21 protein-coding genes are annotated in these 24529 nt (G+C 63.7%); 7 read left to right on the forward strand and 14 right to left on the reverse strand.

Annotated features, from left to right (window positions below; genetic code table 11):
- Positions 1 to 16: 16 nt before the first annotated feature.
- From NKH49_RS00780 to NKH49_RS00790, 3 genes are read right to left on the reverse strand one after another with little or no spacing between them, the layout of a single operon-like run.
- Positions 17 to 1159, reverse strand: a complete 1143-nt coding sequence (locus NKH49_RS00780; RefSeq protein WP_352612702.1) for an extracellular solute-binding protein — start codon at positions 1157 to 1159, stop codon at positions 17 to 19.
- A gap of 20 nt (positions 1160 to 1179) precedes the next feature.
- Positions 1180 to 2340 (reverse strand): CaiB/BaiF CoA transferase family protein, encoded by a 1161-nt coding sequence (locus tag NKH49_RS00785; protein ID WP_352612178.1) that lies wholly within the window; start codon positions 2338 to 2340, stop codon positions 1180 to 1182.
- Between the two features lie 3 nt (positions 2341 to 2343).
- On the reverse strand, positions 2344 to 2895 hold the full coding sequence (locus tag NKH49_RS00790) for a MaoC family dehydratase (protein ID WP_352455282.1): 552 nt from the start codon (positions 2893 to 2895) through the stop codon (positions 2344 to 2346).
- Positions 2896 to 3085: 190 nt separating this feature from the next.
- Between NKH49_RS00790 and NKH49_RS00795 the strand changes: the two genes are divergently transcribed.
- Positions 3086 to 4183 carry a lactonase family protein gene (locus tag NKH49_RS00795; RefSeq protein WP_352612181.1) on the forward strand — a complete coding sequence of 366 codons (1098 nt, stop codon included), beginning with the start codon at positions 3086 to 3088 and terminating at the stop codon, positions 4181 to 4183.
- Positions 4184 to 4235: 52 nt separating this feature from the next.
- Here the strand turns inward: NKH49_RS00795 and NKH49_RS00800 are convergent, their stop codons facing one another.
- The 5 genes from NKH49_RS00800 to NKH49_RS00820 all read right to left on the reverse strand — a co-directional run bounded on the left by NKH49_RS00800 (position 4236) and on the right by NKH49_RS00820 (position 13248).
- Positions 4236 to 7484: an AfsR/SARP family transcriptional regulator gene (locus NKH49_RS00800; RefSeq protein ID WP_352925096.1), complete on the reverse strand. Its 3249-nt coding sequence runs from the start codon at positions 7482 to 7484 to the stop codon at positions 4236 to 4238.
- Positions 7485 to 7921: 437 nt separating this feature from the next.
- Positions 7922 to 8644 carry a phosphoadenylyl-sulfate reductase gene (locus NKH49_RS00805; protein ID WP_352612185.1) on the reverse strand — a complete coding sequence of 241 codons (723 nt, stop codon included), beginning with the start codon at positions 8642 to 8644 and terminating at the stop codon, positions 7922 to 7924.
- 36 nt (positions 8645 to 8680) lie between these two features.
- Positions 8681 to 10111 carry a putative sulfate exporter family transporter gene (locus NKH49_RS00810; protein WP_352612187.1) on the reverse strand — a complete coding sequence of 477 codons (1431 nt, stop codon included), beginning with the start codon at positions 10109 to 10111 and terminating at the stop codon, positions 8681 to 8683.
- Positions 10108 to 12195: a di-heme oxidoredictase family protein gene (locus tag NKH49_RS00815; protein ID WP_352925098.1), complete on the reverse strand. Its 2088-nt coding sequence runs from the start codon at positions 12193 to 12195 to the stop codon at positions 10108 to 10110. The genes NKH49_RS00810 and NKH49_RS00815 overlap by 4 nt, the downstream gene beginning before the upstream one ends.
- Before the next feature lie 339 nt (positions 12196 to 12534).
- Positions 12535 to 13248 (reverse strand): GntR family transcriptional regulator, encoded by a 714-nt coding sequence (locus tag NKH49_RS00820; protein WP_023676076.1) that lies wholly within the window; start codon positions 13246 to 13248, stop codon positions 12535 to 12537.
- 258 nt (positions 13249 to 13506) lie between these two features.
- Here NKH49_RS00820 and NKH49_RS00825 point away from each other — a divergent pair, with 258 nt between their 5' ends.
- The 6 genes from NKH49_RS00825 (at position 13507) to NKH49_RS00850 (ending at position 19438) form a co-directional block, all read left to right on the forward strand.
- Entirely contained in the window at positions 13507 to 14595 is a 1089-nt protein-coding gene (locus NKH49_RS00825; protein WP_352612191.1) for an ABC transporter ATP-binding protein, read from the forward strand.
- Positions 14596 to 14631: 36 nt separating this feature from the next.
- Positions 14632 to 15921, forward strand: coding sequence for an ABC transporter substrate-binding protein (locus NKH49_RS00830; protein WP_352472208.1), 1290 nt, complete (start codon positions 14632 to 14634; stop codon positions 15919 to 15921).
- Between the two features lie 197 nt (positions 15922 to 16118).
- Complete coding sequence (locus NKH49_RS00835) at positions 16119 to 17030, forward strand: ABC transporter permease (RefSeq protein ID WP_352612193.1); 912 nt, start codon at positions 16119 to 16121, stop codon at positions 17028 to 17030.
- A gap of 4 nt (positions 17031 to 17034) precedes the next feature.
- Complete coding sequence (locus NKH49_RS00840) at positions 17035 to 17853, forward strand: ABC transporter permease (protein ID WP_352451583.1); 819 nt, start codon at positions 17035 to 17037, stop codon at positions 17851 to 17853.
- 2 nt (positions 17854 to 17855) lie between these two features.
- Positions 17856 to 18596, forward strand: coding sequence for an aspartate/glutamate racemase family protein (locus NKH49_RS00845; protein ID WP_352872123.1), 741 nt, complete (start codon positions 17856 to 17858; stop codon positions 18594 to 18596).
- Positions 18597 to 18601: 5 nt separating this feature from the next.
- On the forward strand, positions 18602 to 19438 hold the full coding sequence (locus NKH49_RS00850) for a GNAT family N-acetyltransferase (protein WP_352612197.1): 837 nt from the start codon (positions 18602 to 18604) through the stop codon (positions 19436 to 19438).
- A 49-nt stretch (positions 19439 to 19487) separates the two neighbouring features.
- Here NKH49_RS00850 and NKH49_RS00855 read toward each other — a convergent pair whose 3' ends face one another.
- From NKH49_RS00855 to NKH49_RS00880, 6 genes are all read right to left on the reverse strand, one after another.
- Entirely contained in the window at positions 19488 to 19634 is a 147-nt protein-coding gene (locus NKH49_RS00855; RefSeq protein ID WP_352612199.1) for a hypothetical protein, read from the reverse strand.
- A gap of 76 nt (positions 19635 to 19710) precedes the next feature.
- Entirely contained in the window at positions 19711 to 21003 is a 1293-nt protein-coding gene (locus tag NKH49_RS00860; RefSeq protein WP_352612200.1) for an NAD(P)/FAD-dependent oxidoreductase, read from the reverse strand.
- Positions 21000 to 21977 carry a branched-chain amino acid ABC transporter permease gene (locus NKH49_RS00865; RefSeq protein WP_352612704.1) on the reverse strand — a complete coding sequence of 326 codons (978 nt, stop codon included), beginning with the start codon at positions 21975 to 21977 and terminating at the stop codon, positions 21000 to 21002. The genes NKH49_RS00860 and NKH49_RS00865 overlap by 4 nt, the downstream gene beginning before the upstream one ends.
- A complete protein-coding gene (locus NKH49_RS00870; RefSeq protein ID WP_352612202.1) occupies positions 21974 to 22882 on the reverse strand; it encodes a branched-chain amino acid ABC transporter permease in 909 nt (302 codons plus the stop codon). The genes NKH49_RS00865 and NKH49_RS00870 overlap by 4 nt, the downstream gene beginning before the upstream one ends.
- On the reverse strand, positions 22879 to 23628 hold the full coding sequence (locus NKH49_RS00875) for an ABC transporter ATP-binding protein (RefSeq protein WP_352612204.1): 750 nt from the start codon (positions 23626 to 23628) through the stop codon (positions 22879 to 22881). Before NKH49_RS00875 ends, NKH49_RS00870 begins: the two co-directional genes overlap by 4 nt.
- Complete coding sequence (locus tag NKH49_RS00880) at positions 23625 to 24422, reverse strand: ABC transporter ATP-binding protein (RefSeq protein WP_352612206.1); 798 nt, start codon at positions 24420 to 24422, stop codon at positions 23625 to 23627. The genes NKH49_RS00875 and NKH49_RS00880 overlap by 4 nt, the downstream gene beginning before the upstream one ends.
- Positions 24423 to 24529 lie beyond the last annotated feature (107 nt).

A 24529-nucleotide genomic window follows, 5' to 3' on the forward strand; every position in this document is an offset into this window, starting at 1 on the left:
TCCTCCGTTCGGTTGTTCAGGCTCCTCCGCCGGCAACGCCGGACACCTGCGTCGAAAGGCTCTCCCGAAACAGGCGATTGAGATCGGCAACGACGCGAGCGGCATTGTGCCTTTCGCTCAGGCCGAGATTGATGCGATCGGACGCCGCCTGCTGGAACGCCATATAGCCGTCGTGCCGCGGCCTCACCCAGGCACCTTCGAGCGTAGCCCGCGTGTCCTTGTAGAAATTGCCGGCAGCGGCGTTGACGGCGGCATCCGCCCAGGCTGCCGCATGGCCGGGCTGGCCGCCGGCCGAGGCGTAGGGGCCGCGCTGCACGTCACCGCTGGCGATCCAGTAGGCGAAGTCGATTGCTGCCTGTCCGGCCTTCGAGAAGGCCGACACGGCGATGCCGGTCCCGCCGAGCGCCGAGCCTTTGGGGCCGGCATTGCCAGCGGCCGGGATATCCGCGAAAGCCAGGCGGGTGGGTCGAAACCCGGCGATGGCATAGGAGACATAGCCATAGATCAGCGGCGCGCAGGCGATCCGCGAGCCGGATCCGGCCATTTGCTCCAGAACCGCGATCGGATCCATGCCAAGACAGGCCGGGTCGACGAGGGCTGCGATCTCGCGCATCATCTCGAAGACCTGCTTGCCCGCTGCCGGATCCACGTGGTCGCCAGGGCCTTCACCGGCGGGCCGGCCGAGATTGCCGGCAAGCGTGTAGAACACCATCAGCGAATGCGGCGGCCTGAGCGGCAACAGCTCGTGGCCTTGCCGCGCCAGATCGAGGGCATCGGCCCAGCTCGCCGGCGCAGCCGAAAGCATGTCGGGCCGCCATGCCTGCACCTGGCTGGCCGCGTCGATCGGAAACGCCCACTGCCGGCCTTGCCAGTTGTAGCTCGGAAAGGACGGGCCGACACTGCTCGCCGCAAGTGCTGCACGTTCGGCTTGCCGGCCGGCGACATCGAGCGGCGCCAGGCAATTCTCGGCGGTGATCTGGCCGACATGCGGATGGTCGACGACGATCAGGTCGTAGGCACGGGCCAGTTCCTCGACCGGGAAGGATTCAAAATCCTGCAGCGAGCGCTTGTCCCATTCAACGGCGATGCCAGTTTGTTGCTTCCACAGTCTCGAACAGGCGACCATCGGGTCATAGCCGCGCGGATGGCTCCAGGTCATGCCTTTGAGCGTGACGTCGCTCACAGCCCGAACTCCGCGCGGATTTTTGCGCTGTGCTCGCCGATGCGCGGCGCGGCCCGCTCGACCTTCGCGCGGATGCCGTCTACCCTGAGCGGCGAGCGCGTGGTGAGGATCGAAACGTCATCCTCGCGCGTCACCGTCTGCAGCATGTCGAGGACCTGGAAGCCTTCGCTGGCCATCATTTCCGGCCAGGTCAAAACCTTGGCGCACCAGATGTCGGCAGGCTCGAGAATGGCAAGCCATTCGTCGACCGTCTTCGTTGCGATCTTTTGCGCGATGATCGCCTTGATCTCGTCGCGGGCGGTGAACCAGGTCGACGGCTGGTCGCGATAGGGCGCAAGCTCCTCGAGCCCGAGGAGATCGGCGAGTTTCGAGATCGGCGTCATGGCGATCGCCAGATAGCCGTCCTTGGCCGGATAGACGCCGTAGGGCGCCGAGAGATAGGCGTGCGCGCTGCGGAAGCTCGACCGCCGCGGCAGCCGGCGCCCGTCATTGAGATGCGTGGTCAGCACCTCGAACTGGAAGTCGACCAGCGCTTCGAGCAGGCTGGTCTCGACATGGCTGCCCTTGCCGGTCACGCCGCGCCGCACCAGTGCGGCGAGGATGCCTTGCGCGGCGGCGGAACCCGCCAGCATGTCGGCGATCGCCAGGCCGAAGGGCACCGGCCCTTGGTCCTCGTCGCCGTTCAGCCACATCACGCCGGAGCGGGCCTGCGCCAGCAGATCCTGCCCGGGCCGCTTGACCCACGGGCCTTCCTCGCCATAGCCGCTGATCGAGGCATAGACCAGGCGCGGATTGATCTTGCGCACCGCCTCGTAATCGAAGCCCAGACGTTCGATGACGCCGGGCCTGAAATTCTGGATCAGCACGTCGGCCCTGGCCAGCAGTCCGCGCAGCGCCGCAAGGTCGGCCTCGTCCTTCAAGTCGATGGCAAGGCTTTCCTTGGCGCGGTTGATCGCATGGAAAATGGTGGAATCGCCGCCGATCTCGGTGTCGCTGAGATAGAGCCGGCGCGACAGGTCGCCGCCGTCCGGCCGTTCGATCTTGATGACGCGAGCGCCGAGGTCGAGCAGTCGCAGCGAGCAGTAAGGCCCGGACAGGAACTGGCTCATGTCGACAACGATGAGCCCGGTCAGCGGCAGTTCGGCAATGGCAGCCATTGCCTATTTCTCCGTCTTGCCGGCGAAATCGGCCGGATTGCGGTATTTCACCGTCTGCAGGTGCTCGCAATAAAGCACGAGCTCGCCTTCACCCTTGAAGACTTCATAGCTGGCGCGGATCAGCCCCATTTCCTTGTATTTTGGCTTCTTGTCGAGGTTGGAGCGGATTGAATAGATCGTGTCGCCTATGAACACCGGCTTGATAAAGCGCAATTTGTCGTAGCCATACGAAAAGGCGTTGATGCAATTGGTGGCGACGAGACCGAGCCCGGCCGAGAACACGAAGGCCCCTGCCACCAGCCGCTTGCCGAAAATGCCTTGCGTCTCGGCGAACATCTGGTCCTGCACGTATGGATGGATGTCGAGCACCAGCGTGTTGAAGAGATGGCTGTCGCCCTCGGCAATGGTCCGGCGCAGCGAGCGGATCTTCTGGCCGACCGGCCAGTCTTCGTAAAACCAGTTCTCCGCGTTCCAGACAGGAAGGTCGGCGTGATCCCTAGGCATGTTGGCGGGGTGTGTCGATGCCACGCCCACGGTTGGCGCGAAACCGCTCATGACAACTTCCTCTGGGAGCGGGAATCGTCCATCAGGGCGCGCCGCAGACCAGCGAAATGCATGATAGATCCTCCCGTCAATCTTCTTTTGTGAATAGTATTTTCACATATGGGGTTGTGTTGCAAGCGAGTCTCGGCGAAATTTTGCCTGCTCCGTCGGGGCCAATGCCAGCGGAACAAGGGAGGAAGTGATGCAGAATGCCTGTCTGATTTTCGTCGGCAGCCTCAATCGCGACGCCCCGTATTTTCAGGGCGCGCGCGGCATCGGGCTGGGTGTCTACAGTTTCGACGAAGGGACGCTGCAGACGAAGAAACTGGCCGAGACGGGAGACATCGACAATCCCACCTTCCTGTCGGTGACGCCGGACGGCTCCCACATCTATGCCAACTCAGAAGTGTTCACCTGGCGCGAAGGGGTGGTCTCGGCCTACCGTTTCGACAGGCAGACCGCCACGCTGTCCTACATCAACAAGCAGCCGACGCTGGGCAGCATCACGGCGCACAACACCATCACGCGCGACGGGACCAAGCTGCTGGTCGCCAATTACGGCATGGGCGAGGGCGGCCCCGATCGCTCGGTCGTGGTTTATGGGTTGGGTGAGAATGGCGGCCTGACAGCGCCGTTGTCGAGCGTTGCCCATAGCGGGACCGGGCCAGATCCTGCCCGCCAGGAGCGGCCGCATGCCCATAGCGTAACCGAGACGGTTGCCGGCGGCATGGCAATCGTCGCTGACCTCGGCATCGACCGGCTGGTGTCCTATCGCATCGGCTCAGACGGCAGCCTGACGAAGCTCGCCGAGTCGGCGCTTGCGCCAGGCGCGGGTCCGCGCCATCTCGCACTGCATCCGGGCGGTCGCTTCGTGTTCGTCATGAACGAGCTGGATTCGACGGTTGTCTCGCTGGCGCTGGACGAAGCATCAGGCAAGCTTACCGTGATCGACAGCAAGCCGGCCGTGCCGCCCGAGGCGCGCGACGGCAATCACTGCGCCGACATCCAGATCTCGCCTGACGGCCGCTTCATCTATGGCTCCAACCGCGGTCATGACAGCATCGTCGTGTTTTCGGTCGACCAGCAAACCGGCAGGATTGCTCTTGTCGACTATACGCCTTGCGGCGGCGCCACGCCGCGCAATCTGGCACTGACGCCCTCGGGCGGCCATCTGTTCTCGGCCAACCAGAATGCCGACCGCATCTCGATTTTCGCCCGTGATGCCGCAACCGGCCGGCTGACCGACACCGGCCGATCCATCGATATTGGCACGCCGATGTGCGTGAGGATCGTGCGTTGAGCGCTGGCGGGTGAAAATTCCGCCAGTACCATGGCCATAAGAACGTGTCGTTTCAATACGAGTGTCGGGACGCCCGTCGCGCGAGATAGGGAGCCACCAGCGCGCGTATGTCTGCGGCCGCTACGTCACCGGCAGCACGCAATGCGCGCTCGTAGCGCCCATATTCGTCAACTGCGCCTTCGAAATCATTGCGGCACAGTTGCTCCTTTATCAGCGCTTTGCAGATCGGTCCGGCATCTGGATAGAAGTCCAATACCCCTAAATATATCGCCCGTGCTTTGTCGGCTTGGTCGGCCGCGCCCAGCCGCTGGCCGAGCCGCAGCCCAAGATCGATCAGTTCGCGACGCACGCGCTCGCAAGCCGGGAGCGACCAGGAAGCGGTTCGCTCGTGCAACAACAACGGACCCGGGAATGCATGGAAGAGCGCCTCCGCGTCTGGCCGCAATCCCTCCGCATTGACCTTTGCGACAGTCTTGAGCCGTGCTTCCCAGTCGGCGAGGTCGACCCAGACCTTGTCCGATGCAAGGCGAAGCTTGCCTTCGCGCTGGACGATGAGGTCGGTCCGTCCCAACAGCTTGCGCAGCCGATGAAGCGCCTGGTCGCACGCCGCCCGCGCCTGGTCGCCGTCGAGGTTGGGCCACAGCCAGTCCTGAATGGTCTCCTGCGAGCAGGTATTTTCCTTTGAGATAGCCAGCACTCGCAGGATGTCGAGGGCCTTCGTCGGCGGCTTCGCGCCGAGCGCGAGAGGGTTTGCATCGAGTTCGAGCCGAAAGCCTCCGAGGACGTGGACCCTGAGCGGCCAGGGCCAGGCGGCGGGCCGCCGGGGCGGCGGCTCGAGCCGGCGTTCGCGGATCAACGACCGGCAGAACTCGGGCTCGGTGCCGCGCTCAAGCGCATCGCCAAGCAGTTCGGCGAGCAATTCCGGGACATTGAGCAGCACCATTGGCCAGCTGATGTCGCGCAGCGCTTCCAGGAAGGCCTGCAGCCGGTCGCCATAGTGCGGATCGTCGCTCCACAGGTTCTCCAATGCGGCCGCTGCCAGAATGCATATCTCGGTTCGCTTGTGGGCGCCGCCGTCCAGCCGCGACAGCAGATCGCTGAGAAGCACGGCGGCTTCGCGCGGCTTCCTGTCCGCCAGCAGCACCTGGAACTGCGTGATGTAGTGCGGCCAGCGCTCGATCATCGGCTCGTTGGCCGCCTCGATGGCAGTCATGAAGCGCTCGCAATCCTGGTAAGCGGCCGTGAAATCGCCTTGCCTGGCATGGAGCGCGGCGTGGCAATCGGCGACGACGGCGACCTGCGTGGTGAAACGGCTGTCGGCGATCTCGGCCAAACGCTCGACCACTTGGTGGAACTCGGCAAAATCGTTGCGGACCTTCATCTGCATTTGCAAATGGTAGAGCCCCCCGAACTCCACGCCCCTCAGCGATTCGCGCTCGCCAATCGCGATCGCCGCCCGCAACGCCGCTTCGGCCGACGGATAGGGAAAATCCCTTCTCTTATAGGGAAAATAACGTCCACTTTCCGCACCAAAGGCGACCAGCCACATGCCGAGAATCCAAGGCAGCACGCTCTTGTCACTCAAATCGTCAACGACGCTGTCGACGGCCTTGGCGAACAGATCGGCGCGCATGGTCGATACCGAAAGATCGATCAGCGTTTCGCTGGCAAGCAGCCGCAATCCGCTCGGATCGTGCTCGGGATTCCGGGTCAACCGCTCCAGGAGTTCGGTTTCGAGTGCTTGTCCGGCGGGGCTGCTGCGATAGCAGTCGTCGCCGAAGTTCAGCGCCCGCATCATGCCAATGCGTACCAGCATCGCTTCCTCGGAAGGTAGTTCCGGAAGCCCGCGTTCGATAAGCTCGAACGCCCGTCGCGTCCACATGGACAGACCTTCGTACGTGCGCCAGCTGGCCGTCTTGACCAACACCGCCCGCGACACCGTGAGGCACAGGCCGCGCAGATCGTCGGCCTCGCCAAAGGCTTGCCACGCCTTGGACAGCCAACGCTCCGCCGCAGCGTCGTCGGGCATGTGGGCCACGCCCAGCCAATAGAAATGCCAGCCATTCATGATGGTTTCCGGCAATCGGCCGCACCACTCGATGAAGGTCGCGCGGCTCCCTTGCGCCAGCAAGTCCTCTGCGCGGCTCAGCAGCAGTTCGCTCGCTTGGTCCCAGTCGTCGGCCTGTAAGGCGAGGCGTATGGCTTCGTCATGACGGCCCGCCCCCGCAAGGACCTTCGCCGCCTTTCGCCGGAGCGATTGCTGCTCTTCCCTGGCAATTTGTTGTGCGAAACGACGCTCGAGGAAGTCGCGCAAGAGGTCATGAAGGTGAAAGATATCGCGGTTGTTTTCCGAGCGCGTGACCAGAAACTGTCGCCTGTAAAGCCTGTCGAGCAGCTTTCCTGCTTCGCCCGACCCGATCATCTCGTCAGCCAACCCGGCGCTGATTTCGGGCAGCAGATTGAGTTTCAGCAGCATGTCCTGGTCGACGGAGGGAAGGGAAAGGAATAAATGACGACCGAGAACGTCGGGCAGCACGTTCTGCCCGCCGGGGACCGTCTCCGTTGTGCCGTCCAGTCCGGCTTTGGTGCCTTGGTCCGCGAGCAGGACGAGCCCGACCGCCCAACCGCGCGCCGCCTCGACATCGACCCGAGCGGCGTCCCTCGAACGCAGGTGGACGAGATCGCGCGCTTCCGCGGTCGAGAATTCGAGCGCGTGGCGGTCGATGACAGCCATTTTGCCCTTGAGAATGAGGTCGCCCAGTTCCTCCTGGGGCAGCGTGCGTGAGACACAGATGCAGCGGACGGTGTCAGGAAGTTCACGGAACATCTCGGAAAGCACCGCCCGAAATTCTGCGGTATCGGCGTCGTGCAAATCATCGAGCACCAGAATTGTGCCAGGCTTTAGCCGAGCGAAATAGGCTCTGGAAAAGCGCCTGGCGAACTCCTTCGGCTGCTCGGCATACTCGACGCCGAAGACCGGCATGTCTCCAGCCGAGACTGAGTCCAGCGACTGCGCCAGATATTGAAAGAACCGCGCTATATCCTGGTCGCCCTCATCGACACGGTACCATATGTGCGGCGCCTCGACGCTTTCGAGATAATCGATGACCGCGGTCGTCTTGCCGTAGCCGGCCGGTGCCGCCACCCAGCATACGCTCGACCGCGACACCCGATCGATCGCTTCGAGAACGCGGTTCCGCCTCAATATCCTGGCGCTGCGCGGCGCCGCCAGCTTGGCGATCCGGCCTGTGCCCGAGAGCGGTTGCGTCGCATCGGCTTCAAAGGCATCTAAGGCGGCCATGGGGGCTCCCGCTCGACCAATCATCGAGCGACGGTCGTGCTGCCATGACCGTCCCGCCGATCCGATTGACGTTAGCCTGGCGCAGTCATGCGACAATTCGTGGGGGCTTCGTAGATGAAGCGGCACTGGCTGATCCCGGGAGGGCGGATCTCGATGGTTGCGCAACCTGAAACTGGGCAATGGACGGCGGGCGAACCTCGCACTCGGTCTTCGACCGTCGGCTCCAAATCCGGTAGAAGACCTGATCATGGCTATTCCCTCCGATTGGCAAGCTCATGGGCTGCCTGGCAGTCCTTTCCAAACGCACGAGCTCATCCTGTGCGCAGTGGCATCCGCGCACATTGGTACGGTCACCTAGTTTCCCGGCGATTGATCTCCCAGTTTTCGCAAGCGTGCCTAGTTTTCAAGGCTTGTTGGGCGCCCGGGTCTTCGGTGCCTTACGCAACCGGAAATCGGGAAGCGGACGGGACCGGATTGTGCGAGGGGATGGGCGACCGGTGGATCCCGCACTCTGTTTTCGACAATCCGCTCCAGCGGCCCGCGCGCGGATTGTCCGCACTGCCGCACGCGACGGTGCAGGGCGCACAACCGATCGAGAAATAGCCTTTTTCGATGAGCGGATGCCGGGGAAGGCGATGATGGTCGAGATAGACCTCGATCTGCTGCCGGGTGAAGCGGGCGAGCGGCTCGATTTTCAGGCGTCCGTCAGTTTCTTCCAGCGTCGCAACATCCGTGCGAACTCCGCCATGATAGCGCTTGCGGCCGGAAATCCAGGCCTTGAAACCGCTCAGGGCCTTCTCGAGCGGCAGCACCTTGCGGATGTGGCAGCACCGGTCCGGATCGCTGCGGTGCAGCGATCCAGAGCCGTCGAGCACCCGCAGGACATTTGCCCGGGGCGTGACGATGCGCACGTCGGTGAGGCCGAGCAAGGCCGTCAATTGCGTACGATAGGCGACCGTTTCCGCAAACAGCTTTCCGGTATCGAGCGTGACGATGGGGAGCGACCTGTCGATCGATGCGGCCATGTGCAGCAACACCGCAGATTCCGCGCCAAATGAGGAGACGAGCGCTACCTTTCCGCGGAACAAGTCGGTGACGAGTGGCGCCAGCAGCTCGGGTCCGTCGAGATGGTTCAGCTCCGCGATGATGCCTTCATGCATGGCGATTCGGTCCGGTTTTGGCGTGACGCGGCCGGTTCATAGTCTGCTCACGAAATCGAGGATCGCCTGGCGGTCGGCCTCGTCCAGGCCGAAGAAGCGGTCGCGGACGATCTGCGCCGTGCCGCCATGCGCGAACACTGCATCGCGCAGTGTGGTCGCGCGGCCGTCATGTAGGAAGCGCTGGCGCAGGCGGATGCCGACCAGCGGCGTTGTCCGCCATTCGGCGCCGATGGCGTTACCCTGGATGATCTTGTCGTCGAGCGCCGATCCCATGTCGTGCAGCAGAAGGTCCGAGTAGAGCCTGACTTCGCCTTTTGTGCCCGCCAGCGCCGGCACATGGCATTTGGCGCAGCCGACCGAAGCGAAGAGCCTTCCGCCATCGCTGGCCAGCATTGCGCTTTCGCTCGAGACCGACGGCGAGGCCAGGAAGCCGGCCGAGAACGGGATCAGTGCGCCATAGGCCAGGGTTGCCGACAAAAGCACTCCGCTGGAGCCGAGGCCGATCAGGCGCCACGCACCGCCGGCTTCGCCGAGACGGCCGATGCGTGTGGTGACCCCGAGCGCGACCATCACCATCAGGAACAGGAACTGGTCGACGTCGAGAATGCCGCGGCGCAGTTGCGGATCGAGCGTGATTTGCGAATTGAGCATCACCACGCCGATGAAGGCGACGACGAACCACGGGAACGGGATCGGCGTTGCTCCGGGCGCGCTCTTGCGGCCGCGAAAGAACGTGCCGATGGCCAGCAGAAGCGGGATGAGCATCAGCACCTTGCTGAGCTTGACGAGGGTAGCGGTGTTCAGCGCCCCGTCCGAGACTGCGAAGGAGGCGCCGTAGACCTGCGCCAGTTCGAAGATGCTCGCGCCGACGAACACGCCGTAGAGCCGGTCGTCGAGATGCGGCAGCCAGCCGCCCAGGAACATCACGGGATAGACGAGCAGCGCCGCGGTGCCGCTGAGCGTGATCAGGGCGATCGCAACCCCCGCGCTCTGGTCGCGTGCGCGCATCAGCGCAGCCATTGAGAGAATGGCGGCTGCGCCGCAGACGGCGCTTCCGACCGCGACCAGCAACGCGATCTCGGCCTCCAGCCTGAACAGCCTACGTGCGATGGCGTAGAGCAAAGCCGCGACCAGGATCAGTTCGATGGCCGCCACCGCGAGCGGCATCAGCCCGAGATCGAGGAACAGTCGCGTCGTGATGCGGAAGCCGACAAGGACGACCGCCAGGCGCAACAGGTAGCGCTTGGTGAAGTCGAGCCCCGGGCGCAGGACGTCGCGGCAGGCAAAGCTGTTGCCGATCAGCAGCCCGAAGAGCATGGCGACGAGGACCGGATTGCGCGACAGCGGCTCACCCAATCCGCCGGCAATCCAGCCGCCCGCAAGGGCGAGCGCGGCCGCCACGGCGATACCGGGCAAGATCGAGCGCGCTTGTTCCGGCGCATGCGAAAACGTCAGGGCGATGCTCATCGCCTGGCCTCCTCGGCCGGGGTGAGCATTCGCAGATAGGCAGCCACCGCCTCGATCTCGCCGGACCCTTGTTCGACGGGTTGCGTGTCCGTCCCGCTGTGGCCGGAGACGACGCTGGTGATGCCGAGCTCCCTGGTGAAAGCGTCGGCGACCATCTCTTCGAGGACCGCAATGTCGGCCTTCCAGCCATAGCGGCCGACGCGCGTCGCGCCGTTGGCATCGAGGACATAGTGCGGGCGGCCCTTGATCCCGTCGCCTTTGCTGACTGCCTGCGCCTCGATGACGCTGTCGGGTATGTCGTCTATGCCAGCGACGCCGTAGAGGCTGGGCGGCATGCGCAGCGAGATGACATTGGCCTGCTGCGGCAGTGCAGCCGGTTCAGCCGCGATGCCGGCACCATCGCGCAGCATGTAGCGCCGGGCGACCGGGCTGTTGGGATGATCGATCGGGACCGTGCGCCCGGATCCCGGATCCATATGGGCTATCCTGCGCGCGAAACGGTTCTCATCCGCGCTCGCACCGCCGGGGCCGGGATGACAGGACAGGCAGGACGTCGCATTGAACAATGGTCCAAGACCGGTCCGCGGCGTGAAATCGGTCTGAAACAGCTCCCTTCCGCGAGCGGCGAGATCTGGGTTGGCGGCAGCATTTTGCGTCTGCTGGGCCGTCGCCGACACGCCGTGCTCGTCAAAAGCAGGGACCTCGAGCAGCGCTCCGTCGCGGCCGGGAAATCCGGGAAGCTCGCCGCCTATCGTTATCCAGATCCGCTGCGCGTCCGCCGACGTTGCGATGGCTCGCAGGCGATCGCCGCCGAGAGGCCCAAGGCCAGGGATGTCGATCGTCGCTCGGGCGAGAAGCCGGCCGTCCTGGCTTATGCGCAGTAGCGAGCCGTCGCCGCGATTGGCGACGAACAGGTCCGACCCGCCGGCAAGCGTCGTATGGCTCGAAAAGTGCGGATTGGCGATCTCGGGGACAGCCGCGGCGATGTCGACTGGACGATCGAATTCCGGCAGCGAGACCATGCCAGCCCCGGCGACCGTGAAATGCCGCCGGTCGTCTTGCAGTTTCAGCAGCACCAGCCGGTCGCGGCCGGGGTCGGCGATGTAGAGAACACGGTCCGGATTCCACTTGAAGGCAATGCCGATGACGCCGGGATCGTCGCCGCTGTTGCGGCCCATGCTCACCGTGCCAGGGCCGGCCAGGCCGTCGACACCGTCCTGGACATGGATCTGGACCACGCTGCCGTCCGCAGTGACCGCGGCGAACACGGCAAATCCGCTGCCGTCCGGTGACGGGCCGAGAAACGCCGTTCCGAGCGCACCGGTCTGCAGCCCGCCGGGCGTCAGTTGGCCGCTTGCCCGGTAGTTCAGCCGCTTCGCCAGCCATCCATTGGCCAGCCAGCCGCGCGCCAGCCATCCAGTGGGTTGAGCGATCTGCGCTTGTTTGCGATCGGTAGACCGGCCGGCGAACACGCCGCCGGCCTCGCGGCTTGGCGCATTGTCGAGCGGGGCTCCGTCGGGGTCGACGACGGTGACGCTGCCTTCGCCGGCCAATCCGTTCGGCGCGTTGGCGATCCAGGGCCTTCCAAAGGCGTTGTTGATCGAGATGTAGCGCGGTCCGGATGCCGCCGCCAGCCGCGCCGTTCGAGCCTGGCCATTGTAGCGCCGGTTGAGGAATGGCTCGCTCTGCGCCGTGTAGAGCTGGACTGGGCTCGGTCCGCCATAGTCGGCTAGATCTTGGTCGGTGAGATCCTGCGGAACCAGGATCGTGCCCGATTTGTCGCCGCGCGGATCGATTGACAGGATCGCGCCAGGTTTGAATACGAGAGCGCCTGGGGGCGCGCCGAAATTGCTGCCTACCGCGACCAGAACCCTAAGCGGATCGAGCACACGTCCTTCGCGCGTGGTCAGCAGGAATTCCGGATTTCCCGGTATCGGTCCGCCATTATGGAAACGCCCCACCTCGCGCACGCCGGCCACGCCCGGCAGCCCGACGGCGACGATACGGGCGCCCAGGCGCCAGGCGGAGATGTGATCGCTGGTGAAGCCCACCGTCGACAGCAAGATGAAAGACACCGCTGTCATTCCGGAGATAATCCGGCCAAACGAAAGGTCCAGCGAGGCGCAGCTTCCTCGCGACCGACGAGTTTTGACGAAATCCATAAGCACCGCGGCAAGGCCCTTGCGCATTGCGACATCCCCGGCTCGATACCTCGATGCGTCTACATGCGGCCCCGAGCATGTGACGCTTATCTCGACGCAATCATTGAGCGGGTGCACTTACGTATCGTGTACGGCACCTCAACCGCCGGCCGTATCTTGCGCTTTGGGGGAAGGCGTGCGGCCGCGCGCGCTTCGCAAGGCAAGCGCTTGTCGGGCAAAGGTGATTATGGGCATGGCGAGGTTGCCGCGAACGGCAAATTTTCAGAACTCGAGCGCCTGCCTGAGTGCCGGGCCGCTCCTGACGCGCAAATCGAGGTCGGCCTCGATATGGTCGATGTGGTGCAGCATCAGCGCGCTGGCGCGTTCGGCATTGCCATTTTCCAGCGCCTCGAGGATCTGCGTGTGTTCGTTGTGGCCGCAGCTCGAGATGCCCGAGCGGCCATAGAGTGCGATCACCAGCGATGAACGAGCGACCAATTCCTCCATGAAGCGCTGCAGGATGACGTTTCCCGCGACCGACGCCAGAAGCAGGTGAAAATCCCCCGACGCCTTGATCTCCGATCGCCTTGCGTTCGGTCCGCGTTCGGCGATGAAACGGCCTTCTTCGTCGAGCTGGGCCTTGAACGCGGCGACATGCGCCGGCGTCATCCGTCCGGCGGCGGCGATCGCGATGCCTGGTTCGATGAGCCGGCGCGAAGCAAAAACCTGCCGCGCTTCCTCCGGCGACGGATTGGCGACGAAGGCGCCGCGATTGCGCTCGGTGCGCACCAATCCCTCGAAGGAAAGCATCTGCAGTGCGGCACGCGCCACGGTGCGGCTGACATCGAACAGCGTGCCGACTTCGCCTTCGGAAAGCTTTGTTCCCGGCGCCAGCCGGCGATCGACGATCGCGTCGCGCAACTGGTCGCGGATCGCCTGCGCGCGATCCTCGTTGGCGGCCTCGATAGCAGGGAAGGTCTGGTCGGCAATGTTCATGGCAGTGGTCCTGCGTTCTTCTACCCTGAATCGCATCGCTTGGACGAGAGACAAAGTGAATACAGAGATGAAAAAGATTGCATACGATCTTTGCGGAGATCGGCGGCAATCGCCTATAATTTGTGCATTGCACAAGGCCGACGTATCGGCAGCTACATAGAGGCGGCCCTGATTTCTTCGAGGATTCAGTCAGTTGGTGCGGCGGTGCGCAACTGGCACGCATGATGCTTTGGCTAATCCGACCAAAGGGGAAGCTGGATGTCCAAAGCCGCCGAAATCGACATTGTGTCCGTTTCGAAAGTCTATGGCGCGACGACTGCCGTCGAAGGCATCAGCCTGAAAATCCCTGCCGGAACCTATTGCTGCCTGCTCGGTCCGTCCGGCTGTGGCAAGACCTCGACGCTGCGCATGATCGCCGGGCACGAGAGCATATCGAGTGGCGACGTGCGTCTCGGCAACACAGTGGTCACCGACCTGCCGCCGGCCAGGCGCGGCACTGCCATGATGTTCCAGTCCTACGCACTGTTTCCGCATCTCGACCTGATCGACAACGTCGCCTTCAGCCTGAAGATGAAAGGCGTCGGCAAGGAGGAGCGCCGCGCCAAGGCGCTCGACATGCTGAAGCTGATGCAGATGGAGGCCTATGCCAGCCGCCGCCCGGCGCAGCTTTCCGGCGGGCAGCAGCAGCGCGTTGCCCTTGCGCGCGCCTTGATCACCGATCCCGAGGCGCTGTTGCTCGACGAACCGCTTTCGGCGCTCGATCCTTTCCTGAAGATCCGCATGCGAGCCGAACTGAAGAAGCTGCAGACGTCGCTCGGCATCACTTTCGTCCACGTCACCCACAGCCAGGAAGAGGCGATGGCGCTGGCCGACCTGATCGTGGTGATGAACGACGGCCGTATCGAGCAGGCGGCGCACCCTCGCACGGTGTTCGAGCGGCCGGCCACGGCCTTCGTCGCTCGTTTCATGGGCGACCACAATGTCATCTCCGGGCGCGTCGCCGGCAGTCGCGACGGCATGGTCGTTTTCGATGTGCCCGGCGGCGTCACGTTCGCCGCCAGCGGGCAGGGCAGGGAGACCGGGGAACCCATCGACATCGCCATTCGCACCGACCACGTGCGCATCGGCGAGCCGCCGGCAGCCGGGCTCGGCTTCACCGGCATTATTGCAAACGTCGAGTACCGCGGTTCGACCGTGAAGCTCTCGGTCAATGGCGCCGGCATCGAGGATTTCACGGTGATCGTCGACGACACCAGCTTCTTCGCCAGGCCGGTTGCCGTCGGCGACGCAGTGCCGATCGCCTGGGACGCCGAGGACGCGATCGTCCTTGGCCGTCTCGATTCCTGAAATCCAGCATAACCAACCAAAACAGGGGAACTGAACATGACCAACACCACCGACAAGAAGACTGGAATATCGCGACGTTCGCTGCTCAAGACAGGTGCCGCCGCCGTCGGTTTCGCCGCCGGTTCCGGCGCCATATCTGGCTTTCCGACCATCTGGGCGCAATCGAACATCACGCTGCGCCAGTTCGGCACCGGCGTATCCAACCTCAATGCCATCGCCGACAAGTGCAAGGCCGACCTCGGCATCACGCTGGAGATGACAGCAACCGATTCCGACGCCGCCGCGCAGCGCGCCGTGACGCAGCCCGACAGCTACGACATCGCCGACATCGAATACTGGATCTGCAAGAAGGTGTTCCCGACAGGCGTCCTGCAGCCGATGGATGTCAGCAAGCTGAAATATTACGACGAGCTGGTGCCGCTGTTCAAAACCGGCAAGCTGACGCCGGACAGCGTCATTGCCCAGGGCACCGCGCCGCATACCGTCGGTTACGTCGAGGCGCAGGACAGCAAGGTCTTCGCCAAGGCGCCGACCAACTGGTTCACCATGGTGCCGACGATCTACAATGCCGATACGCTCGGCATCCGCCCCGACCTCGTCGGCCGCGATATCACCACCTGGGCCGACATCATGGATCCGGCCTTCAAGGGCAAGACCGCCATCCTCAACATCCCGTCAATCGGCATCATGGATGCGGCGATGATCATGGAGGCAACGGGCAACATCAAATACGCCGACAAGGGCAACATGACCAAGGAGGAGATCGACAAGACGATCGACTTCCTGATCAAGGCCAAGCAAGCCGGCCAGTTCCGCGCCTTCTGGAAATCATTCGACGAGAGCGTCAACCTGATGGCTTCAGGCGAAGTCGTAATCCAGTCGATGTGGTCGCCGGCCGTGGCCGCGGTCCGCTCCAAGGGCATCGCGTGCCGGTTCCAGCCGCTCAAGGAAGGCTACCGGTCCTGGGGTGGCGGGCTTGGCCTGGCAGCCCATCTCTCCGGCGCCGAACTCGATGCCGCCTATGAATACATCAACTGGTACACGTCCGGCTGGGTTGGCGGCTATCTCAACCGTCAGGGCTATTACTCGGCCAACATGGTGTCGGCCAAGAAGTTCATGTCCGAGGACGAGTGGGGCTACTGGATCGAAGGCAAGCCGGCAAAGGGCGATATCCTGTCGCCGGACGGCAAGGTCATGGAAAAGGCTGGCGCCGTGCGTGACGGCGGCTCGTTCGAAGAGCGCATGGGCAAGGTCGCCTGCTGGAACTCGGTCATGGACGAGGACCGCTACATGGTGAAGCGCTGGAACGAGTTCATCGCTGCTTGATGCCCTCCGCCTTCTCCCCTTGTAGGAGAAGGTGGATTGGCGCGCAGCGCCAAGACGGTTGAGGGGTGCTGGACGGAGCACTGTTGGTGCCAAGCTGGAACACCCCTCATCCGACCGAGCTTCGCTCGGCCACCTTCTCCCACAGGGGGAGAAGGGAACACCCCTCAGTCGCATCGCCGACCTCGACCGAGATATAGATGGCAGTAGCGCTCGAACAATCCACGCACGTTACGTCTGCAAAGCCTGCCAGACGCAGGCGCTCCTTTGCCGGAGTCGCACCCTATCTCCAGGCGGCACCGCTGGCGCTGATTCTCGGCGCGTTCCTCCTGCTGCCAATTCTGATGATCGCCGTGGTCTCATTCTGGGATTACGATTTCGCGGCGATGTATCCGGATTTCCTGACCACCAATTATTCCGACACGCTCGGCTCCTGGGTCACCTGGAAAACCTACTTGAATACGCTGAAATACGCCGCCATCGTCTGGGCGCTGACGCTGTTCATCGGTTTCTGGGTCGCCTATTTCCTTGCCTTCCATATCAGGACCACGGCCATGCAGATGGTGCTGTTCCTTGTCTGCACGGTGCCGTTTCTGACCTCCAACATCATCCGCATGATCTCGTGGATTCCGGTGCTTGGCCGCAATGGCCTGGTCAACTCGACGCTGGTGCAAATGGGGCTGATCCCGAAGCCGATCGAATGGCTGCTCTATTCCGAATTCGCCGTGGTGCTGGCTATGGTGCATCTCTATACGCTGTTCATGGTGACGCCGATCTTCAACACGCTGATGCGCATCGACAAGTCGTTGATAGAAGCCGCGCGCGACGCCGGTGCTTCCGGCTGGCAGGTTCTGTGGAACGTCGTCATTCCGCTCGCCAAGCCCGGCATGGCGATCGGCACCATTTTCGTCGTCACCCTGGTGATGGCCGACTTCTCGACGGTGCAGGTGATGTCCGGCGGGCAGAGCGCCTCCGTCGCGCTGATGATGAAGAACCAGATGTCGCTGCTGCAATATCCGGCAGCTGCCGCCAACGCCGTCGTGCTCTTGGTGCTGGTGCTGCTGATGGTCGCGGGCATCCTGCGCATCGTCGACATCCGCAAGGAGCTGTGAGGCGATGAGCCAGGACAAGCGCACCCTCGAATTCTATGTGTTGGCGGCGTTCTTCGGTCTTTTCGTGTTGTTCCTCTACGGCCCGCTTTCGGCGATCCTGATCCTCTCTTTCCAGGGCGAGAACGGCGGTCTGACATTTCCGCTGAACGGCGTGTCGCTGCACTGGTTCGCCAATTTGTTCGAGCGCCAGGCGGTCGGCGACTTCGGCGGCAGCTTCAAACGCTCGCTCGTCCTTGGCCTGATGGTGATGGTCGTCACTGTCGCCGTGTCGCTGCTCGCCGGCCTGGCCTTCCGGCAGAAATTTCGCGGCGCAACCGCACTGTTCTATCTGGCCGTCGCCAGCCTGGTCGTGCCGTCGATCATCATCAGTCTCGGCATCGGCGTCGTCTTCCAGCAGATCGGCTTCCGCCCCGCCTGGTACACCTCCGCTTTCGGCGCCCATCTGACCTGGACCTTGCCTTTCGGCGTGCTGATTATGTTTGCTGTCTTCAACCGGTTCTCGCCAGCCTATGAGGAAGCCGCGCGCGATCTCGGAGCATCGTCGTGGCAGACCTTTGCCCATGTCGTGCTGCCGATGATCGCGCCCAGCCTGATCGGCGTCGGCCTGTTCGGCTTCACTCTGTCATATGACGAGTTCGCCCGCACGCTGATGACCTCGGGCACGTTCAACACGTTGCCGCTCGAAATCTACGGCATGACGACGAATGTCACGACGCCGGTGCTCTATGCGCTGGGCACCGTGACGACCGTGTTTTCCTTCCTGGTGATCCTGCTGACGCTCGGCGCAATCGTCTATGTCGGCCGCCGCCGCGAGCGTGCCTGACAGTGCAGATCCTCGTCGTCAATCCAAACACCACCGCCAGCATGACCGACACTATCGCGGCGGCAGCCCGATCGGTCGCTGCTCAATCGACGAAGATCGTTGCCGTCACCTCGTCGATGGGACCTGTATCGATCGAAGGCTATTACGATGAAGCACTTGCCGTGCCCGGCCTGCTGGTCGAGATCGCCGCCGGCGAACGCTCCGGCGCGCAAGCCGCGATCATTGCCTGTTTCGACGACACCGGCCTCGATGCCGCGCGCGCCATGGCCAACATTCCGGTCATCGGCATTTGCGAGGCATCGCTCAGCACGGCCTCGTTCATCGCCCAGCGCTTCACCGTCGTCACCACCACCGGACGTTCGCGCGTGCCGGTCGAAGGCCTGGTGCAACGCTATGGCATGGCGGGGCGGGCACGCGTGCGCGCCGCCGACATCCCGGTTCTTGCCCTCGAAGATCCGGCGTCCGACGCACTGCTCAGGCTGCGCAGCGAGATTGCGCGCGCCATCGACGAGGATCGCGCCGAGGCGATCGTGCTCGGCTGTGCCGGCATGGCCGATCTGGCGGCGGCGCTGCAGCGGGAATTCGAGCTTCCGGTCATCGACGGCGTGGGCGCTGCCGTGAAACAGGCCGAGGCATTGATCGCCCTTGGCCTGACGACATCCAAGCGCGGCGCCTATGCAAGCCCGTTGGCAAAGTCTTATCATGGCGCGTTGAAATCCTTCGCGCCTGGCGCCGCCGAGTGATCGCAATGCCCCGAACGATCCGAACGCTCGCACGTGAGGAAGTGCAAACCCTAGTCGATTGGGCGGCGGCGGAAGGCTGGAATCCCGGCCTTAACGATGCCGCGCTGTTTCAGGCAGCCGACCCGCATGGCTTCATCGGCGCCTTTATCGATGGCGAGATGGCGGCCGGCATTTCGGCCGTTGCCTATGGCGACGGTTTCGGCTTCATCGGCCTCTACATCTGCCGGCCGGACAGGCGTGCCCAAGGTCATGGCAAGGCGGTCTGGGATGCCGGCATAGCGCGGCTCGGCAAGCGCACGATCGGCCTCGACGGTGTCGTCGAACAGCAGGCCAACTACCGCAGCATGGGTTTTGCACCGGCCTACCGGACGATCCGGTTCATGGGGTCGCCGAATGTCCCGGCAGCCGTCGGCAACGACATTCGCGCCATAGGGCCGGAACTCGTGCCGGACATACTGGACTATGACCGCCGCTTCTTTCCCGGTCCGAGGCGATCCTTCCTGGAACACTGGCTGCGCCCGCCGCACATGGCGCTTGCGATCCTCAAGCACGGCGCCATTGCGGGATATGGCATCGCGCGCCAATGCCGGGACGGCTGCAAGATCGGCCCGCTCTTTGCCGACAGCCTGGACGCGGCAAGCCATCTCTTCGCCGCGCTCGCGCACATGTCCGGTCCCGGAAACGTCCATCTCGACGTTCCCGAAACCAGCCGGCAATTTGCAGACTTGCTGTCGTCCGCAGGCCTTCTACCGGGCTTCGAGACGGCTCGGATGTACAAGGGAAAGGCGCCGCAGCTCGTGCAGTCCGGAGTTTTTGCGATAACGACGTTGGAGCTGGGGTGAGGCGGTACAAGCCGACTTCCAGTGCAAAGTCGGGCAACAGGACTACGCTCTATTTTTCCCGAACTGAAATGCCGGAATCGTCGATGCGAAGTTCCACGCCTTTCGGCCTAGTCTCCTCGCGATAAACGTAAATCCCCAACGCAATAACGGCGACGGCCAAAGCGCCGATGATGAGATAAAGATAGTTCTGCTTCATCCGCTGTCGTTAACAACATGGTGTGGGCGAGTCTAGCAGTTCGGGTATCAGGACGGCGGCCAGAGACGCACGTCGATCAGCCATCCAGCCGGTCGCGCAGCATGCTCCAGGGGAGCACCATGTTTGGTGCATGCCGCATCAGGCTATGGAACGGGATCGGCGACGGCGGCGCAAACGGCAGCGGCAAATCCTGAGGCTTTATTCCATCAGCCCAATCCGCAAGCACCTTGCCCATCGCAGTGGTCATGGCGATGCCGCGTCCGTTGCACGCGAAGCCGGCGATCAGCCCGGGGCCGAGATCGACGAGGTGCGGCAGGAAGTCGGGCTCGACGGCAGCCATCCCCGACCAGCTGTATTCAAGCGGCGGGATGTCCGGGAGATCGAGATATCTGGCAAGCCGCCGCCAGATCGCCCGCGGCACCCGCGTGTCGGCACCGGGGCCAAAAACATGCATGCCGCCGGTGATCAGCCTGTTTTCGCCGTCGAAGCGGAAGGTGAAGAGATTGCGTCTTGTGTCGCCGACGCCTTGCCCGCCAGGAAGCAGGCGAGTGCGCACTTCGCGCGGCAGCGGCGCCGTCGCGATCTGGAAGATTTTCAGCGGGATGTAGGTTCGCTCAAGCGTGCGGTTCAGCGACCCGCCATAGGCGTTGGTGGCGACCAGCACCTTTCCTGCCCGTACCGAACCGGAGGCCGTCTTCAAAGCCCAACCATCGCCTATATGATCGATCGACGCGACACGCGTATGCTCGAAGATGCGCGCTCCGGCCTTTTCCGCCGCGTCGGCCAATCCGCGCGCATATTCGACCGGATTGAGGACGCCACCCGATCTGTCGATCCAGCCGCCGAGATAACCGCGAACGCCGGTCAGCTCTTCGACCGCCTGTCTATCCAGCGCAATAGCCGGCCTTCCGCGTGGTGCCCATTGTTCGGCGCGCGATCTGGTCTTTTGCAAAGCGGCCGGTGAATGGGCTGGTTGTATCCAGCCGCTCTGGACGGAATCGCATTCGATGGCATGCCGCCTGATCAGGTCGAAGACGAGGTCGGCGCTGCCGGCAGCGAAATCGACAAGGCGTTCGCCGCGTTCGGGCCCGAGCTGGGCAATGATATTGTCGGGGTCTCTTTTCGCGAAATTCGGAACGACGAAGCCGGCATTCCTGCCGGTTGCCTCCCAGGCGATGATTTCCGCCTCGATGACGGCAACCGAGATGCCTTTCTCGGCACTGTGCAGCGCGGTGGAAAGGCCTGAAAACCCGCCGCCGACAATTGCCAGATCGACATCGAGTGCGCCTTCGAGGGTGGGCCGGTCGCGGCGACTGCGGCTGACGGCATGCCAAAGGGAAACGCCGTGCGGCCCGGTCACGCCGTTCATGAGCCGCTCTCGCTCGGGGCCACGCGTCGACGTTTGCCGAACCTTGGACGCCGCGGCCTGTCGCCAAACAGGCCGTTCGGCCTGACCAGAAGGATGACGCACAGCATCACCCCGATGGCGACGATCTGCAGCGAAGCGGCGCGGGCCTGCTGTTCCGGCGAGAACAACATACTGGTCAAGGCTCCCGATCCGGCCCATATCGCCCAGACCAGGATGCTGCCGATGACGGCGCCGATGTTGCTGCCCGAGCCACCGACGATCAGCATCACCCAGACCTGGAAAGTCAGCGCCGGCAAATAATTGTCCGGGGCGATGAAGCCGGTGAAATGCGCCTGCAGCGCACCGGCAAGCGCCATGATGGCGCCACCGACGGCAAAGGCCTGGACGCGGTAGAACCGTGCGCTTTTGCCTAGGGATATCGCGGCCCGCTCATCCTCGCGAAGCGCCTTCAACACGCGCCCCCACGGGCTGCGCGACAGATGCTCCAGCGCGAGATAGACGATCAGCGTCACTACCGAGACGATCGCAAGGTTCGAAAGGTTGAACAGCAACGGCGTTTCGGCAAGACCGCCGAACGGACGCGGAATGAAGCCGATGCCGAACGGCCCGCCGGTCAGCTTCTGGGCATTGAGCGCTATCAGTTGCACGACGACGGCGACGCCGAAAGTAGTGATCGCAAGATAGTCCGATCTCAGGCGTAGCGTGGCAATGCCGGTGATGGCGGCGGTGACGCCGCCCAACAGCATGGCGCCAAGCCAGCCGATAAGGATCGGCAGGTCGAAGCCGCCCAGGCGCGCGGCATCGTCGGGCGTGGTCAGCAGCGCCGAGGTGTAGGCGCCGATGGCAACGAAACCAGCGACCCCGACATTGAAAAGCCCGGTCAGCCCCCATTGCAGATTGAGCCCGAGCGTGATGAGCGAAAAGATCAGCGCGGTGGTCAGGAAGAAGGCGCCGTAGCCGAGCAGATCCATCAGCGTTCCCTCGCTCCGAAAAGGCCGATGGGCCGCACGAACAGCACCGCCATCAGGATGATGAACGAGACGGCTGCCCGCCATTCGGCGCCGATCAAATGCACGGCAGCCGCTTCGGCCATGCCGATGATCAGGCCGCCGAGAACGGCGCCAGGCACGCTGCCGATGCCGCCGAGGATGGCGGCCGCGAACATCGGCAGCAGCATCTCGAAACCCATGAACGGGCGGACCTGGATGAGAATGCCGATCATGACGCCGGCGACGCAGGCCAGCGCGCCGCCGATGATCCAGGTGACGCGCACCACCCTGGCGACGTCGATGCCGACGATGCGGGCAAGTGCCGCGTTCTGGCTCAATGCCTGCATCGAGCGGCCGGTCTGGGTCCGCGTCATCAGGAGATGCACGCCGAGCACCAGCACGGCGGTCAGCAGCAGCAGCGCGATCTGGTCCGGGGTGATGCGGATGCCGAAACCTATCGGCATGGCGATCTGGATCGCCCGGCTGAAATAGGTCGGACGCGAGGTGAAGATGAATTCGAGCAGGCTTCTCAGCGCCATCGAGGCGCCGAAGCTCGCCATCACCACGATGATCGCCTGGCCCTTGGCCCGCAGCCGCGCGAACAGCACCATGTCGAGCACCAGCGCCAGCAGGCCGGTGGCCGCCATGCCGATGATGAGCGCGACGATCAGCGGCCAACCGAAGGAGAGGGGCGCGATCGGCGCGATCTTGCCGAAAATCGCGCCAATGGCGCCAACCACGGCGAGCGTCGCATAGGCGCCCCAGGCCATGAAGTCGCCATGGGCGAAGTTCGAGAAGCGCAGGATCGAATAGGTGAGTGTCACGCCGATGGCGCCGAGGCCGATCATCGAGCCTGCCAGCAGTCCGTCGACGACGAATTGCAGGTTCATGCCGCGCTTCCTTGTCCAAGATCGAGGCGGCGCTGGCCAAGATAGAGTTCAGCCACGACCGGGTCGCTCCAGAGCTCGGAGGCGACGCCTTGGTGCCGCTCCTTGCCCTCAACCAGCACATAGGCGCGGTCTCCAATGGCAAGCGCTGCCTTGGCGTTCTGTTCGACCAGCAGGATGGTGACGCCGGACTTTCGGATGCCGGCCAGCATCTCGAACACCGTCGCCACGAACTTCGGCGACAGGCCGGCCGACGGCTCGTCGAGCACCAGCACCTTGGGATGGACGATCAACGCCCGGGCGACAGCCAGCATCTGCCGCTGTCCACCCGACAGATTGCCCGCGGCCGTTCTGCGCTGACGGGCGAGATCGGGAAAGGCCGCATACATTTCCTCGATGCGGGCTGGGACCTCGCGCGGCCTCAGGATGCCGCATGCTACCCTGAGATTGTCCTCGACCGACATCAGCGGGAAGATGTTCTCTGTCTGTGGCACGAAGGCAAGGCCAAGGCGGACCATGATGTGAGCGGGCGACGCCGTGATATCCTTGCCGTCCAGCAGCACCGCGCCGCCGGTGATCGGGACAAGGCCGGCGATGGCCTTGATAAGGCTCGACTTGCCGGCGCCGTTGGGACCGAGAACGACGACGATCTCGCCCTGGTCGACGGTGATCGAAGCGCCGCGCACGATCGGAACGCCAGGCTCGTAGCCGGCTTCGAGATCGCGGACATCGAGTACCTTTTGGCTCATGCCGTGCCTCCGAGGTAGGCCTCGATGACGCGCGGGTCGCGCGCCACCTCCTCCGGAGTCCCTTCGCACAGAAGCTGGCCGCTTGCCATGACCAGGACGCGGTGGCAAAGCCGCGTCACCATGTCGATATTGTGCTCGATCAGCAGGAAGGTGATGCCGCGCGCATTGATGTCGCGGATGCGATCGATAATGATCTCGAGCAGGGTTGCGTTGACCCCGGCCGCCGGCTCGTCGAGCAGGATGATCGCCGGGTCGGCCATCATCACGCGGGCCAACTCGAGCAGCTTGCGCTGGCCGCCTGAAAGCACGCGCGCAGGTTCGTGCGCGAGGTGAGCGATCGTGACGAGCTCGAGCAGTTCGACGGCTCTTGTCTCGGCAGCCCTTTCTTCGGCAGCGACCCGCCGGGGCGTCAGGAAATTGGCGAGCAGTTTTTCTCCAGTCTGTCCTTGCGCGGCCAGCATGACGTTTTCGATCAGCGTCAGGTTAGGCAAGGGCCGGGGGATCTGGAACGTGCGGCCAAGGCCGCGGCCGATGCGGCGATGGGCTGCTTCCCCCGACACCGATACGCCATTGAGGAGGATTTCGCCGCTGGTCGGCAGAATGCTGCCGGCGAGCAGGTCGAACATCGTGGTCTTGCCGGCGCCGTTCGGGCCGATGAGGCCGAGTATTTCACCCGGCCGGACGTCAAACGAGACATTGTTGACCGCGACGAGGCCGCCGAAGCGCTTGACGACGTTCCTGGCCGTCAGAACCGGCGTGCGGATCTCCTCCTGCCGTTCCGTCGTGTCGCCCATCAATCCCTCAGGCCGAAAGCGATCTTCGCCGCCAATGATTTGATTTGTGATCACACTTGCTTTGATCACGCTATTCGGCTTTAATTTCTTCCGCAAGCCGAAAACGG

Origin of the sequence: Mesorhizobium sp. M1088, from assembly GCF_040318575.1 — a bacterium.
Lineage (GTDB): Bacteria > Pseudomonadota > Alphaproteobacteria > Rhizobiales > Rhizobiaceae > Mesorhizobium.